At 36.4% G+C, this 17,108-nt stretch carries 17 protein-coding genes; 16 read left to right on the top strand and 1 reads right to left on the bottom strand.

Going from position 1 to position 17,108, the window contains the following annotated elements:
* Positions 1-24 precede the first annotated feature (24 nt).
* The 6 genes from NsoK4_RS06015 (at position 25) to NsoK4_RS05990 (ending at position 6,519) form a co-directional block, all read left to right on the top strand.
* Positions 25-1,584 carry a 6-bladed beta-propeller gene (locus NsoK4_RS06015; RefSeq protein WP_249111009.1) on the top strand — a complete coding sequence of 520 codons (1,560 nt, stop codon included), beginning with the start codon at positions 25-27 and terminating at the stop codon, positions 1,582-1,584.
* Positions 1,585-1,723: 139 nt separating this feature from the next.
* On the top strand, positions 1,724-3,325 hold the full coding sequence (locus NsoK4_RS06010; protein WP_211686123.1) for a hypothetical protein: 1,602 nt from the start codon (positions 1,724-1,726) through the stop codon (positions 3,323-3,325).
* Between the two features lie 129 nt (positions 3,326-3,454).
* Positions 3,455-4,084: a DUF47 domain-containing protein gene (locus NsoK4_RS06005; RefSeq protein WP_211686121.1), complete on the top strand. Its 630-nt coding sequence runs from the start codon at positions 3,455-3,457 to the stop codon at positions 4,082-4,084.
* 9 nt (positions 4,085-4,093) lie between these two features.
* Positions 4,094-5,080, top strand: a complete 987-nt coding sequence (locus NsoK4_RS06000) for an inorganic phosphate transporter (RefSeq protein WP_211686119.1) — start codon at positions 4,094-4,096, stop codon at positions 5,078-5,080.
* 48 nt (positions 5,081-5,128) lie between these two features.
* On the top strand, positions 5,129-6,217 hold the full coding sequence (locus tag NsoK4_RS05995) for a sodium-dependent bicarbonate transport family permease (protein ID WP_211686117.1): 1,089 nt from the start codon (positions 5,129-5,131) through the stop codon (positions 6,215-6,217).
* A complete protein-coding gene (locus NsoK4_RS05990) occupies positions 6,214-6,519 on the top strand; it encodes a DUF3240 family protein (protein WP_211686115.1) in 306 nt (101 codons plus the stop codon). The genes NsoK4_RS05995 and NsoK4_RS05990 overlap by 4 nt, the downstream gene beginning before the upstream one ends.
* Here the strand turns inward: NsoK4_RS05990 and NsoK4_RS05985 are convergent.
* On the bottom strand, positions 6,516-6,815 hold the full coding sequence (locus tag NsoK4_RS05985) for a metalloregulator ArsR/SmtB family transcription factor (protein ID WP_211686113.1): 300 nt from the start codon (positions 6,813-6,815) through the stop codon (positions 6,516-6,518). The two genes, NsoK4_RS05990 and NsoK4_RS05985, sit on opposite strands and share 4 nt — an antisense overlap.
* A gap of 40 nt (positions 6,816-6,855) precedes the next feature.
* Here NsoK4_RS05985 and NsoK4_RS05980 point away from each other — a divergent pair, with 40 nt between their 5' ends.
* From NsoK4_RS05980 to NsoK4_RS05935, 10 genes are all read left to right on the top strand, one after another.
* The gene (locus NsoK4_RS05980) at positions 6,856-7,257 is read left to right on the top strand and encodes an arsenate reductase ArsC (protein WP_211686111.1); all 402 of its coding nucleotides are present in this window, start codon (positions 6,856-6,858) and stop codon (positions 7,255-7,257) included.
* Positions 7,258-7,260: 3 nt separating this feature from the next.
* Positions 7,261-7,941 carry an MIP/aquaporin family protein gene (locus NsoK4_RS05975; RefSeq protein WP_211686109.1) on the top strand — a complete coding sequence of 227 codons (681 nt, stop codon included), beginning with the start codon at positions 7,261-7,263 and terminating at the stop codon, positions 7,939-7,941.
* Between the two features lie 32 nt (positions 7,942-7,973).
* Entirely contained in the window at positions 7,974-9,254 is a 1,281-nt protein-coding gene (gene hemL, locus NsoK4_RS05970) for a glutamate-1-semialdehyde 2,1-aminomutase (RefSeq protein ID WP_249111007.1), read from the top strand.
* Positions 9,251-10,186, top strand: a complete 936-nt coding sequence (gene hemC / locus NsoK4_RS05965) for a hydroxymethylbilane synthase (protein ID WP_211686107.1) — start codon at positions 9,251-9,253, stop codon at positions 10,184-10,186. Before hemL ends, hemC begins: the two co-directional genes overlap by 4 nt.
* Positions 10,183-10,923 (top strand): uroporphyrinogen-III C-methyltransferase, encoded by a 741-nt coding sequence (cobA, locus tag NsoK4_RS05960; RefSeq protein WP_211686105.1) that lies wholly within the window; start codon positions 10,183-10,185, stop codon positions 10,921-10,923. Before hemC ends, cobA begins: the two co-directional genes overlap by 4 nt.
* Before the next feature lies 1 nt (position 10,924).
* Positions 10,925-11,722, top strand: coding sequence for a uroporphyrinogen-III synthase (locus tag NsoK4_RS05955; RefSeq protein WP_211686103.1), 798 nt, complete (start codon positions 10,925-10,927; stop codon positions 11,720-11,722).
* Between the two features lie 84 nt (positions 11,723-11,806).
* Entirely contained in the window at positions 11,807-13,876 is a 2,070-nt protein-coding gene (locus NsoK4_RS05950; protein ID WP_249111005.1) for an Ig-like domain-containing protein, read from the top strand.
* An 89-nt stretch (positions 13,877-13,965) separates the two neighbouring features.
* A complete protein-coding gene (sufB, locus tag NsoK4_RS05945) occupies positions 13,966-15,366 on the top strand; it encodes a Fe-S cluster assembly protein SufB (protein WP_211686098.1) in 1,401 nt (466 codons plus the stop codon).
* Between the two features lie 23 nt (positions 15,367-15,389).
* Positions 15,390-16,790, top strand: coding sequence for a Fe-S cluster assembly protein SufD (gene sufD, locus NsoK4_RS05940; protein WP_211686097.1), 1,401 nt, complete (start codon positions 15,390-15,392; stop codon positions 16,788-16,790).
* 5 nt (positions 16,791-16,795) lie between these two features.
* Positions 16,796-17,104, top strand: coding sequence for a non-heme iron oxygenase ferredoxin subunit (locus NsoK4_RS05935; protein WP_211686095.1), 309 nt, complete (start codon positions 16,796-16,798; stop codon positions 17,102-17,104).
* The last annotated feature ends 4 nt before the right edge of the window (positions 17,105-17,108 follow it).

The following is a 17,108-nucleotide window of genomic DNA, read 5'->3' as shown; positions in this document are numbered from 1 at the left end:
GTGAAACTATGAAACAAGGAACCGTTGCAAAAAACTGCCTTTGTTATTTTCACATTTTCTGTAGTGTTGTTAGCAGTAGGAATGTCTCAAAACTCCTATGCTTTGGGCGATTATGATTTTCTAACTTCATGGGGTTCTTTTGGAATTGTCCAAGAAGGACAGTTTTCACATCCTCAATACCTGGCAGTTGATTCTCAGGGAAATGTCTATGTCACTGATTTGGGAAACAAACGTGTCCAGAAATTTTCAAGCACTGGTGAGTTTCAAACTATGTGGGGCAATAGCGGAAAACTTCCAGGAGAATTTCATTACCCTTCAGGAATAGCAGTAGATGAAAACTCTGTATTTGTCGCAGACCGTGACTTGAATAGAATACAGAAATTTGATCATGATGGAAACTTTGTTTCAGAATGGGGTACTAAAGGAATCTATGAAGGGCAATTTCTTTTTCCAAACGGAATAGTTGTTTCAAATAATTTTGTATATGTGGTTGATACGGGTAATCAAAGAATTCAAAAATTTACAACTGATGGTGAGTTTGTCTCCTCGTTTGGTTCTAGTGGTATAGGTGAAGGTCAGTTTCTTACTGCACTAGGAATTGATGTGGATGATGAGGGAAATATCTATGTCAGTGATAGAGGCAATGGAAAAATTGAAAAGTTTGATTCAGATGGAAATCACATAAAATCTCTACAGTACTATGGTGCAAACTATGTCTTTTCCCCAGAAGGAATTGTTCTTGATTCAAACAATGAAATTTTTGTGATAAATTCTGCAACTGATAGAATATTGCACTTGGATCAAGAGTCGATGTATCTTGATATTTTTGCTCAGAATGGCCCTTACTCTGATGTGTTTGCAATGCCAAATGACTTGGCACTGGGAATAAATGGTGAATTGTTTGTGATTGACTCAGCACAACATCATGTCAAACTATTTGAAACCGAGTTTTATGTTGAACCTGAGATTGTTGAAGTTGAAGTGATTGAAGAACCAGTAGTCAATCTGGAAGATAAAGAGAAACCAGACATTACTGCTCCACCAAACATGACAGTTGACGCTGAAGGGATATTGACATATGTTGACTTTGGCGAGCCTGTGGCAACTGATGAGAGTGGAATCAAGACCATTTTGAATAATGCGCCTGATGGGTTACCATTGGGCGTGACTACCATTATGTGGATAGCCTTTGATAATGCTGGAAATTCAGCACATGCATACCAGACCATTACAGTAAATGCATGCGGGAAATTCTATTCTGAATACAACAAAATCCATGGTACTTCAGAAGACGATGTTATTCAAGGGACAGATCTTGATGATCTGATATTTGCACTTGATGGAAATGATCTTGTAAGTGGTGGATTGGGAGATGACTGTATCTTTGGCGGAAATGGCGATGATATTTTGTATGGCCATGAAGGAAATGACACACTAAATGGTGGTGATGGAAATGACATCCTCAAAGGCTTTTCTGGACATGATGTACTAAATGGAAATGATGGCCAAAACGTTGGAGATGGTGGTGATGGAAACGATCATTGCTACTTTTCAGAAGATGAGCTGACAATCAACTGCGAGTAATCATTCTAAACAATCATTCTAAACAATCATTCTAAACTTTTGTTCTTCTATATAGTAACAACTGAATTATCTATTACTATATTACAACCTGATAGAATTAGGATTTATCTTATAATGAGGAGTTCTGATTTTTATTTTAATGACTATGAAAAACATACAAAACACTGCATTGTTTGGTATCATTGCAACAATTGTTCTTGTATCTTTTGCACAACCTAATGCATTTGCTGAAGAAAACAAATACACTATGGTTGGAGATATTGCCCCTGTTCTGACTTTTACTTTCAGAGATGGTGTGGAAACATACACATTTCCTGTCTTTAACATGGGTGAAAACTTTGTTGATAATTCTGGTGCATCCTTTTCTGTAGAAGGCACTGTTACAAAATCTCCAATGTTGCATAAAGCAATGGATGAGGCATACAAGTATAGGTTGTCAAATAACGCATTTGATTTTCACTTCAAATATTTTGATGTAGATGCTGATTTTGTTAAAGATGGCAAATCTATACTATCTCTAGATTATAACAATTGTAGAGTAGATAACTATCAAGTTGAAACTTTGGATTCAAATGACTATGAAAGTTATTTCAAAGAAGTTGGATTCGCTGTTGTAGATAAAATAGACTTTGTGTGCAGTGGTGTAAATTCAAACAATGAATTTGCAATGCCATCTGAGAAATATACTGACTATGGTGAATCTGGATTCAAATTTGCAAATGACATGAAAACAACTGTAACGTTTAACCATGACATTGGCACCGAAAAAATTGAGTTTCCTGTTTTTAACTTAGTTTCAGCATATGAGGAATCATCTGAAAATGTAGTTGCAGAGTTTGAAGTGGAAGGTATTTTGGAATACTATCCGTTACTTTACAGAGCAATTGAAAACTCCAGAGCAATTTCTGGAACTACTTATGCCTCAAATGAAGACTTTGACGCGGTAGTTGAGTTTACAAATGGTGCTGAAACTTTAAGGGGATTTAATTTTAGAGACTGTATTGTTAGTGACGCTCAAATCCATACAAAAACTGACAAAGAAGAAGGATTTACTGGAAAGAGTGGATTTGTACTAGTCAATACTGTTGGAATTGCCTGCTCAGGAATTAAACCAATTAACAATAACTATAACGCACTGCTTGGCGATGCTCCTTCATGGAAAACACCTCAACTATCAAATGAGTATATCGAACCATTGCAAAACACTGATCAGGGATTAGATGTTTTTACAACATTTACTTTTGCAGATGGAACTGAAACCATTGAATTCTCAATGTTCAAACAAAGTGAGGTTCTTACTGCCACGGTCGATTCAGGAGATTCAACTGTTACTGATAAACCATCTATCCCAACAATTGAATTTAGAGGAATTGTTGGTGATTATCCGATGCTTTATCATTACTTGGATAATAACCGAAAAATCCAAAGTGTTGCTGGAAGTCAAATGAGGGATCTTGTTGAGATTGACGTTGATATTGTTTCAAATGGTGAAGTAATTCGTGGATTTAATTATTCTAGCTGTAGGGCCACTGATTACTCTATTCAAACAGATCCAAACAATGAAGAAAGTTATACCAAAAACAAGTTTGCACTAGAAACAATTCTTGATTTCGAATGTCAGGGATATCATGCAAACAACCCAGCATATGATGCAATGTTTGAATTTCAAAAAGCAAAAACAACTAGTAGTTCAGAACTTAGACAAACACATGATTGGAGAACTGGTTTCTACGTAGAGTAGATTCTTTTTCTTTTTTATTTTTTAATTTGAAGTATGTTTTTGATCGATCATTTTTGAAAACCTATTTCTATATAGTTACGTATATTGTATGTTCACCATTCTTAACTTCTATTTTGTTTTCGTACTGATATGGGACAATGGTTATCTTGGGTAAAATCCAATGAAAAACAATTATTAAAAATTCTAGATGATTTGGCCAAAAAAGCAGTTGAAACATCTGAAGCATTATTGGTACTGCTTGACGATTTAGGGAATACTGAAAAAATGGAAACTGTTAGAAGACTTGAAAGTGAAGGTGATGTTCTGACCAGGGATATCTTTGCTGAGCTAAACAAGACATTCATCACTCCATTAGACAGAGAAGATATGCAGAGAATAGCCTCAAAAATTGATGATGTGATTGATTTTATGGATGGTATTGCTGCAAGGCTCTATAGTTACAAGATTGAAACTCCTCCTGCATTTTCAAAAATGATGGTTGAAGAACTAGTAAAAGCAACACACGAGGTTCACTATATGGTTTCAAAATTACAAAAAATCAAAAACCCTCAAGATATGATTAACCATTGTAGAAACACCAGTGACATCGAACACAAAGTTGATGACTTGTATAGAGAAGCAATAAAAGAACTATTTGAAAGTCAAGATGCAATCCACATCATTAAACTAAAGGATATCTATGAATCCATTGAAACTGCTTCTGACAGATGCGTTGATGTTGCAGATGTCATTGAAGATATTGTTCTAAAATATACTTAGGTAATTATTATGTTGGAACTAGCGATTGGAGCAATTATTGTGGCGCTAATCTTTGATTTTGTAAATGGATTTAATGATTCGGCTAACTCTGTCGCAACCGTAATTGGTACTCGTGTGTTAAAACCAATACATGCTGTTTCCTTATCTGCAATTGCAAACTTTGTTGGTCCTTTTATTTTTGGTGTAGCAGTTGCAACAACAATTGCCAAAGGAATTGTCAGCCCTGATGATATCACGATTTACATGATTATTGGTGGATTAGCTGGTGCAATTACTTGGAGTACTATTTGCACATACTTTGGATTGCCAATTTCTAACAGTCATTCTTTAGTTGGTGGTATTATGGGTGCAGGAATTGCTGGATTGGGATTTGAGAAACTTGTTTATGGTGGATTAACCAAAGTGTTTGCTGGAATTGTTATTGCTCCTATTGGTGGAATTATTTTTGGATTATTACTTACAGGACTAATCATCACTGTTTTTGCAAGTAGGAGACCATCCATTGTTAACAAATCATTTGGTAGGTTACAAATCATTTCATCGGCTTGGTTTGCACTCACTCATGGCGCAAATGATGGACAAAAGACAATGGGAATTATTGTATTGGTATTATTCTCTGCAGGAATGATTCCTGAAATTGAAATGCCGTTGTGGGTAATCTTTTCAGCAGCAACAGCTATGGGGCTTGGAACTTTCTTTGGTGGCTATAAGGTTATCAAAACACTTGGAGTCAAAGTTGCACGATTACGTCCATACCAGGGATTTTGTGCTGAAACTGGTGGTGGGTTGATGCTAGCCATATTTGCTTATTTAGGAATTCCTGCAAGTACCACGCATGCGATTACTGGCTCAATTATGGGTGCAGGCGCTGCAAGAAGAAAGAGAGCAGTAAGGTGGAATGTTGGAAAACAAATAATCTATGCATGGGTTATTACGATTCCAGGTGCCGCGGCATTTGGAATTGCATTTACTTTTCTAATTGATTTGTTTGTCTAGTTCTAATGCCTTGATTTTTATTCAACAGAAAATTTTTTGAATCATTAAATGGATATTCTTCAACTAATTCAATCGAATCTCTTAACACCAATTGTGTTGTTTTTCATTTTTGGAATTGTTGCTGCTCGAATAAAATCTGACTTGAAAATACCTGATGCTATTTCTGAATTCTTGCCAATCTACCTGCTTGCAGCAATTGGTCTGCATGGTGGAATTGAAATGAGAAATACTGGCTTTGAGACAATGTTGATTCCAATGCTTGCAGCAATTGGACTGTCATTGTTGTTTACCTTAAACCACTATCAGATTTTAAAACGACTAGGAAAATTCAACCTCTTTGATTCCTATGCACTTGCATCAACATATGGTGCAGTTGGCGCAGTAACGTTCTCTGTTGGTTTGTCATTTCTAAAAAATCAAGGTGTCACATCAGAAGGATATCTTGCAGCAGTTCTGGCAGTGCTTGAACCAGTCGCATTTATTCTTGCAATATTTCTTACAAACATGGCTGTATCAAAGCAGATCAAGAACAAAAAAGAGTCTGTCGGAAAAATTGGCGATTCTGATTCAGAAATTGATCTGGGGCTTAATGAAACAAAAACAAATCTCAAACAAGTTCTTCATGAATCTATCACTGGTAAGGCCATTGTGATTCTTCTTGGGAGTATAGTTATTGGGTATATTATTGGCGAGGAGGGCTTTAGCTCAATTAGTATTGTCTTTGATGAGTTGTTTACTGGTGCAATAGTTATTTTCTTAATTGAGATGGGAATTATTGCAGGTCAAAGACTCGATGATATCAAAAAAGTTGGAGTTTTCTTGACTGCATTTGCAATAATCATGCCTACTTTTAACGGAATAATTGGCGTGTTGGTTTCAACTGCATTAGGACTAAGTCTTGGTGGCGCTGTTATGTTTGGGTTGTTGATGGCAAGCGCATCATTTATTGCAGCTCCTGCAGTTTTGCGTCATGCAATCCCGCAAGCAAAACCAAGCCTCTATATCACATCAGCTTTGGGAATTACATTTCCATACAACATCATAGTGTTATTGCCGATAATGTTTATGGTCTCATCAATTGTGCATGCAGAAGGAACGATAGACTTATTCAATTACATTACAGAGGATTTGATATGAAACTCTATAACGTAAAACTCCTAACTGTTACATGTGAAATCTTAGCTCAGAAAAATGTAATTGATATTTTAGCAAAACATGACATTACCGGTTACACAACTTATGAGGTTGATGGAAATGGTGCTAAAGGTATACGGGGACAAGGATTCAAAAATGAAAAGAACGTAAAAGTTGAAGTAATCATGCAAGAAGATAAGCTACAGGATGTTGTTGAAGAGATTGCAAGAACGTTGTTCACAAACTTTGCAATAGTTTTGTATGTTAGTGACGTGGGCGTGCTGCGTACTGAGAAATTTGTCTAGCAACAAGATTCATTATTGCATAATATTGGAATCTTTTTGCTTGCCTTTGTGATGTTTGAAATTAGCTCTGATAACTGGTTGTTGGTTATGCTGTACATTGCCTTTTTTCCCTCCTCTCTTGATTTTACAATGCCGCATTTTTTTAGTGTCTTTAGATGATGCGAAATTAACGGCTGATCTTTTTTTATTTCATCTACAAAGTCGCTAACGCACAACTCTTTATTTTTCTGGAGCATCTCTAGAATCTCAAACCGTGTCTCGTCACAAATGCATTTTAACAGACTGACCCCGTTCATATCAATCTAAATTTATATAAACTGATATTTATGTGATGATATGCCTGAATCCAAACCTGTGCTCTTTGTATGTGTGGAAAATGCAGGGAGAAGCCAGATGGCCGAAGGGTTCTTGAGAAAATATGCCCCTCAATGTGCTGTGACTAGTGCAGGAACACAGCCTGCATCTCAACTCAACCCTGTTGTTGTTCAGGTGATGAACGAGGTTGGAATTGACATTACTTCGCAAAAACCAAAACAACTAACTGATGACATGATTCAAAAATCAATATCAATCAATATGGGTTGTATGGATAAGGACTCTTGTCCATCATTGTTTGTAAAAGATGTAATTGACTGGAACATCTCAGATCCAAAAAATAAGAGCATTGAAGAAGTTAGAAAAATTCGTGATCAAATCAAAAATGAAGTTTTGAACTTTGTAAAACAATTAGAGGGATAAAACTTGACATACACTAATCATCAAATATTCCTCGTTGAGTTAATTGGAACTTTTATTCTTGTAGTGTTTGCAACAGGTTCTATTGTTTATGATGTTCAGATTGGTGGTCCGTACGGAATTTGGTTTGCAGCTGTTGCACCCTTTGTGGCCTTGATTATTGGTGTGTATTCATTTGGAAAAATCTCCCTTGCACATTTTAACCCTGCAGTAACAATTGGCTACTACATTACAGGACATATTTCAAAAATTCAAATTATTTGGTATTTTGCAGCCGAGATTATTGGTGCAATTCTTGGGTCGTTATTTGTCATGTTCTTTATTGGAAATGAAGCAAATCTTGGAGCAAATGCACCAAATTATGATTATTCCTTATTTTTGATATTTTCAGTAGAAGTGCTGGCATCTGGATTACTTATGGCAGTTATCTTCACTGTTGTGTATACAAAAGGCTTGAAAGGATTTAGTGGAATTGCCATTGGCGGAATTGTTGCATTGGATATTTTCTTTTTAGCATTTATTTCAGGTGCGTCAATGAATCCTGCTAGAGCATTGGCCCCTGCATTGTTGTCTGGGGTGATGAGTGATTTGTGGCTTTATTGGACAGCTCCTTATGTTGGAACAATAATTGTTGCATTCTTGTTTCGAAAACGATTCATCATGCAAAGAATGGAAGAAAATTCCTGATATTACGAATAATAATGACCTAAGTTTAAAGCATGATGTTGAAGAACTCCAAGCACTTCTCAGATGCCAAGAAAGTCATTCCATCAGGAGTAAATAGCCCTGTACGACTATTTGATCCATATCCATTCTTTGCAAAAAAATCTAATGGTGCCTACATTTGGGATGAGGAGGACAGAAAATATGTCGATTTCTGTAATGGATATGGTGCATTACTCTTAGGACACCGAAGAAAAGAGATAATCCAAGCTGTTTCAAAACAACTGACAAAAGGAACTCTGTTTTGTACTCCAACATCACTGGAGACTGAATTATCAAAACTCATAATTGGAAATTTTCCATCAATTGACAAAGTTCGATTGATGAATACTGGTGGTGAGGCCACAATGACTGCAATTCGCCTTGCTCGTGGATTCACAAAAAAGAAAAAGATCATAAAATTTGAAGGATGCTATCATGGCGCCCATGACTCTGTTTTGGTAAAAGCAGGCTCTGGTTCTGCACATCAGGGAATATCGGTATCTGATGGTGGCTTGGATGAAGTATCAAAAAACACTTTGGTTGTTCAATACAATAATGCCGAAGATCTTGAAAAGACAATTAAAAAAAATAATGATGTTGCCGGTGTTATAATAGAGCCAATTTTGGCAAACATGGGGTTGATTTTACCTGAAAAGAATTTTCTGTCTGATGTTAGAAAAATTACAAAGGAAAACAATGTACCTTTGATTTTTGATGAGGTAGTTACCGGCTTTAGGGTCTCTACTGGCGGTGCACAAAAACACTTTGGAATAAAGCCTGACATTACGACTCTTGCAAAAGCACTGAGCAATGGATTTACCATATCTGCAGTTGGAGGGAAAAAAGAAATCATGGATTTACTTTCTCCTGGAGGCAAGGTTTACCAAGCAAGTACATTTGCTGGAAATCCAATTGCAGTGAGTGCCGCAATAAGCTCAATTAAAACAATAAACAAACTAAAAAACAAACTCTACTCAAAACTAGAAAAATACAATCTACGATTCACCAGGGCCTTAGATGATATTGCAACTGATCTGAAAATTTCTCACCAGATCAACTCTGCTGCATCAATGTTCCAAATTTTCTTTACAAACAAACCTGTGGTTGACTATGAATCATCGGTAAACGCAGATGCAAAAAAATTCAAAAAAATGTTTAACATGTTGTTAAAAAACGGCGTATTTATTGCACCTTCCCAATTTGAGGTTGTCTTTTTGTCTGATGCTCATTCTCAAAATGATCTAAACAAAACTCTTGATGCATATCAAATCGCACTAAAATCGGTGAAGAATTGAAATACATTATTGGTGCTAGGGGAAGTCAGTTATCTATTGCACAAACAAACTGGGTGATTTCAGAGCTTAGACATGCTCATTCTGATATAGATTTTGAAATCAAACCGATAAAGACTCAGGGTGATACTGATGCAAGACCTTTGTTTACAATTGATCAAAAAGGCATTTTTGAAAAAGAGATTGATCGTGCCGTATCTGAAGGACAAGTGGATTTTGCAGTGCACAGTCTAAAAGATGTGCCTTCACAACTTGATTCTAGTCTCACATTGGCATGTATTCCAAAACGTGAACTAGTCAATGATGTCTTTATTTCATTTGATGGCTCTACACTTGAAAACATCAAACCTGGTTCTACTATTGGTACTAGCTCACTTCGAAGGGCTGTTCAAATTTCTAGAAAACGTCCTGATGTAAAGGTAAAACCTATCCGCGGCAATATTGAAACCCGAATTAAAAAAGTATCAGGAGAAAATTATGATGCGATTGTTTTAGCACAAGCTGGTATCTCTAGACTTGGAATTGATGTCTCTTTTACTCCTTTATCAATTGAAGATTTCTCACCGTCTCCTGGACAAGGAGCACTTGCAATTGTTGCAAGAAAAAATGATGAAAAGACAATTCAAATGCTAAAAAAAATTGAAGACTTTGACTCGCGATTGGAGATTGAAGCAGAACGTGCACTGTCTGACTTTGTTGATTCTGGATGCAGGTTTCCAGTAGGTGCATATGCAAAATCAAATGACACTGAAATGAGTATCAAAGTTAATGCATTTTCTGTTGATGGAAAACAATCACTTTATGTCACAAAAACAGGAAACAAAAATGATCCTTATTCATTAGGAAAAAGTGCTGGTGAAGAACTACGTCAGAAAGGCGTAAATGACCTTGCATTAAATTGGAGAGAAAAAGTAGAGGAGTGGAATAAGCAATGACAGGTAAAGTCTATCTGGTTGGAGCAGGTCCTGGAGACCACAAGCTCATCACTATGCGTGCTGTAGAATTACTCCAAAAGGCAGATGTTGTGTTGTATGATAGACTGGTTAGCAAAAAAATAATCTCTATGATTCCAAAAAAGACTGAAAAAGTCTATGTTGGACGAGCAGTAGGAGATGACACTACTCACCAAAACACTACAAATGATCTTATGGTAAAATATGCAAAATCCAAAAAAAATGTCGTACGGCTAAAAGGTGGCGACCCGATAATTTTTGGAAGAGGTGGTGAAGAAGCTGAATTTCTAAAATCTCACAAAGTAAAATATGAAATTGTTCCAGGAATTACATCTGGAATCGGCTCTGCAACATATGCAGGAATTCCTTTGACTCACAGAAAACATGCTTCATCTGTTGTTTTTGTTACTGGACATGAGGACCCTGAAAAGAAAAATGAAGTTGTAAAATGGAAAAGACTTGCAAAATCCGTAGACACTATTGTAATTATGATGGGATTGTCAAGAATTGGGATTATTTGCAAACAACTTATTGCTGGAGGTATGGACAAGAAAACCCCTGTTGCAGTAATTCAAAACGGAACAACCCCAAAACAAAAAATGATTACTGGAACCGTTTCAAACATCGCATCTTTAGTTAAGAAAAACAAGATTGCTCCACCTGCTAATATTATTATAGGAAATGTAGTTGATCTATCAAAAACAATAGGGTGGAAATAATATGCTTGATGGAAAGACAATTGCAATAACTCGCTCAAAAGACGATGCAGCAGAATTCATTGAACTTGCACAAAAAAATAATGCAACACCAATGCCATTACCGACAATTGAGCTTGTAAGTAAGGGCGAGAAAATAGTTGATGAATTTTTAGAATCTATTGAAAAATACAATCCTGATTATTCTGTTTTTATGAGCTCAAAAGCAGTCAAACTACTCTTTGATACTGCAAGACAAACTGGAAAACTTGAAAAATTACAACTTGCTGTTGCAAACACAATGGTGATGTCCGTTGGTCCTAAAACTACCATTGCACTTGAAAATGAAGGAATCAAAGTAAACTATCAACCAACAACATACTCCTCAGTTGGTGTTGGAGAAGAATTTACCAAAATTCATGCTGTTGGAAAAAAAGTCATTGTTCCACGTAGTGGTGCTTCAACACCCTTTCTCAAAGAACTGCTCAACAAAATTGGAATTGATGTGCTTGAGATTCATCTTTATGATGTATGTGCATTCAGAGACACCACTCAATGGAATGAATTCAGGGAATTGTTCTCTCTGGGAAAAATTGATGGAATAATTTTTACAAGTGCTTCATCTGTGAGAGGATTTTTTGAAATAATGTTAAAAGATTATGAAAAATCAAAATTATTGGAACAACTAAACCTTGTACAAGTAATTGCTATTGGGCCCTTTACTGCTGATGAACTAAAGAAATTTGATGTGCACAATGTTGTGTCTGAAGTCCACACCGTTTCAGGCTCTTTTGATACTCTGAAAACCACTCTTTCTAACTAGTCCTAAAATTCGCCCTTCACCATGATCTTCTTTTTATATTGTTAAAACCAGAATGCTGTTATGAAATTCATTTTGCTATTGCCTTTGGTTCTTACTGTTTTTCTGATTGGCAGTTTCTCTAACTCATTTGCTCAGATTGATTCTGTGAATGTTGTTGAAAATAAACTTGTGACTTTGATTGGAGAAGGATATGATGCTGATGAGGAATCTCTAAAATTTAGATGGGTCCAGATTGGCGGTGATCCTGTAAAACTCTCCTCGTACACTGATCCTATGCCTACCTTTATGGCTCCTAATGTTTCAAATGGTGAAATCAAAGTCTTAACATTTGAATTGACAATTACTGATCCTCTTGGTGCCAGCAATTCTGATGTTGTTGAAGTTGTAGTGAATCCTGTAAATCACCCTCCTGTAGTTGATGCAGGGAGAGATCGTTTGGCTTTGCCTACTATCAATGCAATGACTCTCATCCCAACTGTTTCTGACACCGATGGTGATGTTCTGAGTTATTCTTGGAAGCAACTATCAGGACAACAACTTGAATTATCAAACCCTGCTCAGAAACACCTTACCCTCCAACCAATTTACTTTGATTTCTCTCAATTAGACCCATTAACATTTGAACTTACAGTTAGCGATGGATTTGGTGGTATTGCAAGTGATACTGTAAACGTTTTTCCATTTACTGGATTATTAGACAACAAACGCATATCTGTTCAAACTGGTTCTATGCAAACCGTTACTGAAGGTGATGTAGTAACATTAAGTGCAACTGGCCAAACATTAGATGGAAAGTCAATCAGCTATTCATGGGTTCAACTGATTGGACCTCGTGTATCCCTAAATGCATATAATGAACAACAAGTACAATTCACAGCACCAGAAATAGGAGATGTTGAGAAACTACTATCATTCCAAGTTACTGGTTATTCACAAGGAAACGGATGGGCAAATGCATTGGCCTTGGTAAAGGTTTTGCCTTCTAATGGATCCCCAATCGCAGATGCTGGACCAGACCAAAATGTATTTGGAAACACTCTAGTCAAACTTGTAGGAACTGGCACTGATCCTGATGGTGAAAGATTGAAATCTTCTTGGGCACAAAAGTCAGGCACTTCTGTACCCTTCTATGAACGTACACCCTTTTCAATTTATTTTACAACCCCCACTGTATCCTCTCCTGAACAACTTGTCTTTGAATTTACTGTAACTGATCCTCATGGAAACTATGATACTGATGAAGTAATAGTTACTGTAACTGATGTAAACTCTCCCCCAAGAGCATTTGCTGGAAATGATAAACGTGTTGTTAGTGGCTCTCAAGTTGAGATTGTTGGATCTGGTTCTGATGTGGATGGTGATCCTCTGACTTACAAATGGAGACAAGTTTATGGTTCTTTTGTAAAATTTACTGACTCTGCCTCTTCCTTTACATTTACTGCACCAGAAGTGACTGGTTCACCTGTGCGTTTAGAATTTCAACTAATGGTAACTGATACTGAAGGACAAAGTGCCAAAGACAACGTTGTAGTGTTTGTTGTTCCTGAAAATGGGGCTCCTATTGCAAACGCTGGTGCCGATATGAGAGTAAATGAAAATACTTCTGTAAACATTATGTGCAGCGGACAAGATCCTGACCATGATATTATTTCATTCTCTTGGGAATCTGAATCCGATATTGAAATAGCACAAAGTAAGAATCCAAAAACATCCGTAGTTACTCCAAATGTTGTCAAGGATACTCCGATTACATTAACTTGTACTGTTAGTGATGGAACATTATTTTCATCTGACAGTATGGTTCTAACAGTAGTCAATACTCTTAATTTGGATATTGTAGCAAACGCTGGTCCAGATAAAATTGTCAATGAAAATGTCAAAGTATCGTTAGATGGAAGTGGCAGCTATGATCCTGAAAAACAAATCCTTTCATACCAATGGACTCAAACTTCGGGAGAAAAAGTATCCTTGTCTTCTGCCACTGCAAAATCCCCTTCATTTACTAGCCCAACAGTTGCAAATAATGAAATCAAAGTGCTGACATTTGAACTCAAAGTTTTTGATGAACATGGCAGAAGCGATGTTGATTCTGTAACAATCACAGTTGATCCAATCAACTCTCCTCCTGAAGCTTCTGCTTCTGCAATGCAATAATTGATTTTTGAAATTTGTTTTTAGCTCGAGCTATTTAGCTGTGCCTATTTTTCCTCATGTATTTATAATATAACGGAGTTATTTCATTCATGGCAACTGAAAACCTTGACATGGATTATTCAAAATATGATTTTAAAGACTCTACAGAAATGTATGTTCACCTTAGCAAGAAAGGCCTGACTAGGGAAACTGTGATTGGCATTAGCAAAATGAAAAATGAGCCACAATGGATGCTTGATTTTAGATTACGTGCATATGATATTTTTATGAAAAAACCAATGCCAACATGGGGTGGAGATCTTAGTGTTATTGATTTCCAAAATATTTACTATTATGCAAAAGCATCTGAAAAAACAGAAAAAAACTGGGATGATGTTCCAGAAGATGTCAAAAACACTTTTGATAAATTAGGCATTCCAGAAGCTGAAAAGAAATTCTTAGCAGGTGTTGGTGCACAGTATGAATCTGAAGTAGTTTATCATAATTTGAGAGAAGACTTGGAAAAACAAGGTGTTCTTTTCTTAGATACTGATTCTGCTCTAAAAGAACAGCCAGAGATTTTCAAAAAATACTTTGGTAAGGTTATTCCTCCTGAGGATAACAAATTTGCAGCACTAAACAGTGCAGTATGGAGTGGTGGCTCTTTCATCTATGTCCCTCCTGGTGTCAAAGTTGACATGCCTTTACAAGCATACTTTAGAATTAATGCAGAAAACATTGGACAATTTGAAAGAACTCTGATTGTTGTTGATGAGGGTGCTGAAGTACATTACATTGAAGGATGTACTGCTCCTGTTTACTCCTCAGAGTCATTGCACTCTGCTGTTGTGGAACTTGTTGCACACAAAGATGCAAAACTGCGTTACACGACAATTCAGAACTGGAGTAATGATGTATACAATCTTGTAACCAAGAGGGCATATGCATATGAAGGCGCAACCGTTGAATGGATTGATGGAAACATTGGAAGCAAACTTACAATGAAATATCCTGGTGTTTATTTGATGGGAGAAAGAGCCTATGGTGAAACCTTGTCTATTGCATTTGCAGGTAAAGGCCAACATCAAGATACTGGAGCAAAAATGGTACATTTGGCACCAAACACTACCTCGAAAATCACTTCAAAGTCTGTTAGCAGGTTAGATGGACGCTCAACATACCGGGGGTTACTCAATGTAGCAAAAGGTGCAACTAATGTTAAATCAACTGTGAGATGTGATGCACTGCTACTAGATGACACATCTAAAACTGATACATATCCATACATGGAAATCAATCAGGAAGATGCAACAATAACCCATGAAGCAACAGTTGGTAAGATTGGAGATGAACAAATCTTCTATCTTATGACTAGAGGTTTCACTGAAGAAGAGGCCTTGTCTCTGATTGTCAATGGATTCATGGAACCATTTACAAAAGAATTACCAATGGAATATGCAGTAGAGCTAAACAGACTCATCAAACTAGAAATGGATGATTCTGTAGGATAGTCAAAAATTAATCTTGAGTAGACATGTCTCAGCAAACACTTTCCAAAATAAGCCCTAATCATATAGAAGAAATCTCTTCCTCAAGAAATGAACCTGAATGGTTAAAGGAATACCGAAAGAATTCTCTTACTGTGTATGAAAATCTTCCAATTGAAACATCTCCTCTTTACAACAAATACACTGATGCAAAAAAGATGGATCCTGAACAGGTTTCGTTTGCAGCAAAAACGGGCGATGCAATACCAGCATTCTTGCAAAAAAGACTAGGAGAGCTTGAAAACAACATCTGTGTTATTCAGATTGGAACAAACATTCAAAAAATTAACATCACAGATGATGTAAAATCAAAAGGAATTGTCATATCTTCGATTGCCGATGCAATTCAAAACAACCAAGAACTTGTAAAAAAAGCACTAGAAGCATCAAAATCAAATGAAGATAAATTCACCGCATTAAACAATGCAGCATTTAATTCAGGAATATTTATTCACATTCCAAAAAATGTTGTTTTAGATTCCCCTATACATCTAGTTTCATGCTTGTCTGAAGATGGAATTTCTACAATTTCTCGAAATGTAATTTATGCAGATGAAAACAGCAAAGCAACAATTGTTCAGGAATTGTATTCTCCCAAAGCAGAAAAACAGCAAGCCTATCTTGAGTTACTAAATACGTCTGTTGCTGCAAATGCACATCTTGACATTACTACTCTTCAAATGATGGATCAAAGTACTGTAAACTTTTCAACTAGAAGAACTGATCTTGGACAAGATGCCAAAGTCAATTGGTATTCTGGATTGTTTGGTTCTTTATTGTCTAGATACAGAATTGATTATTTCCTTAATGGGTCTGGCGCATCTGCTAATGACTCTGAAGTTGTTTTTGGAAATAATGAACAAGATTTTGATATTCAAACCAACGTAAACCATGAGAGCCCTTCAACTGAGGGAAGAGTTGTTGAAAAATCTATTCTTAGAGACAAATCAAAATCTCTTTTCAAAGGGATGATTAGAATCAAAGAAAAAGCCGCAAAATCAAATTCTTTCTTGTCTGGACGCTCTATTTTACTGGATAAAGGTGCAAAATCCGATGCTATACCTGGACTGGAGATTTTCACAAATGATGTTAAAGCAACACACTCTGCATCTGTTGCACAAATTGACGAAGAACAAATCTTTTACTTGCGGTCCAGATGTCTCTCAAAAGAAGAAGCAGAGAGAACTATTGTTGAAGGATTCTTAGAACCTCTATCAAGAAAAATGTCTTATCAGGTTAGGGCGTGGATTGCATATCTTATTGAATCTAAATGGGAAGGAAAAGAACTGACAATTAATACTGATGAGGAGCTAACAAAATTCGTTGAGGTTGAAGAGACTCGCTACAACGAAGATTCTGAAATTGAACAACACTACAAGTATAGGTGATTAATTTGTCTGAATGGATAAAGGCTTGTAATTTAGATCAAGTAAAGGATGGTCAGATGTTTGGATTTACTCATGATGATAAAAAAATTCTTTTGGCAAACCAAAAAGGAACCATTCATGCTACTGATTTGATATGTACTCATGCTGATGCTGACCTTTCAACTGGCTTCTTGAGTGATGAGGGTGTTAGATGTCCATTACACCTTTCTGTTTTTAATTTAGAAAATGGACAGCCCCAGAACCTTCCAGCTGAAACCCCTCTCAAAGTATACAATGTTAAAATAGAGCAAAACGAGATTTACGTGGAGGTTTAAAATT

Source organism: Nitrosopumilus sp. K4, from assembly GCF_018128925.1.
GTDB lineage: Archaea > Thermoproteota > Nitrososphaeria > Nitrososphaerales > Nitrosopumilaceae > HKST03.
The sequence above is the reverse complement of the archived record's forward strand: the minus strand, read 5'-3'. Positions and strand labels throughout refer to the sequence as shown.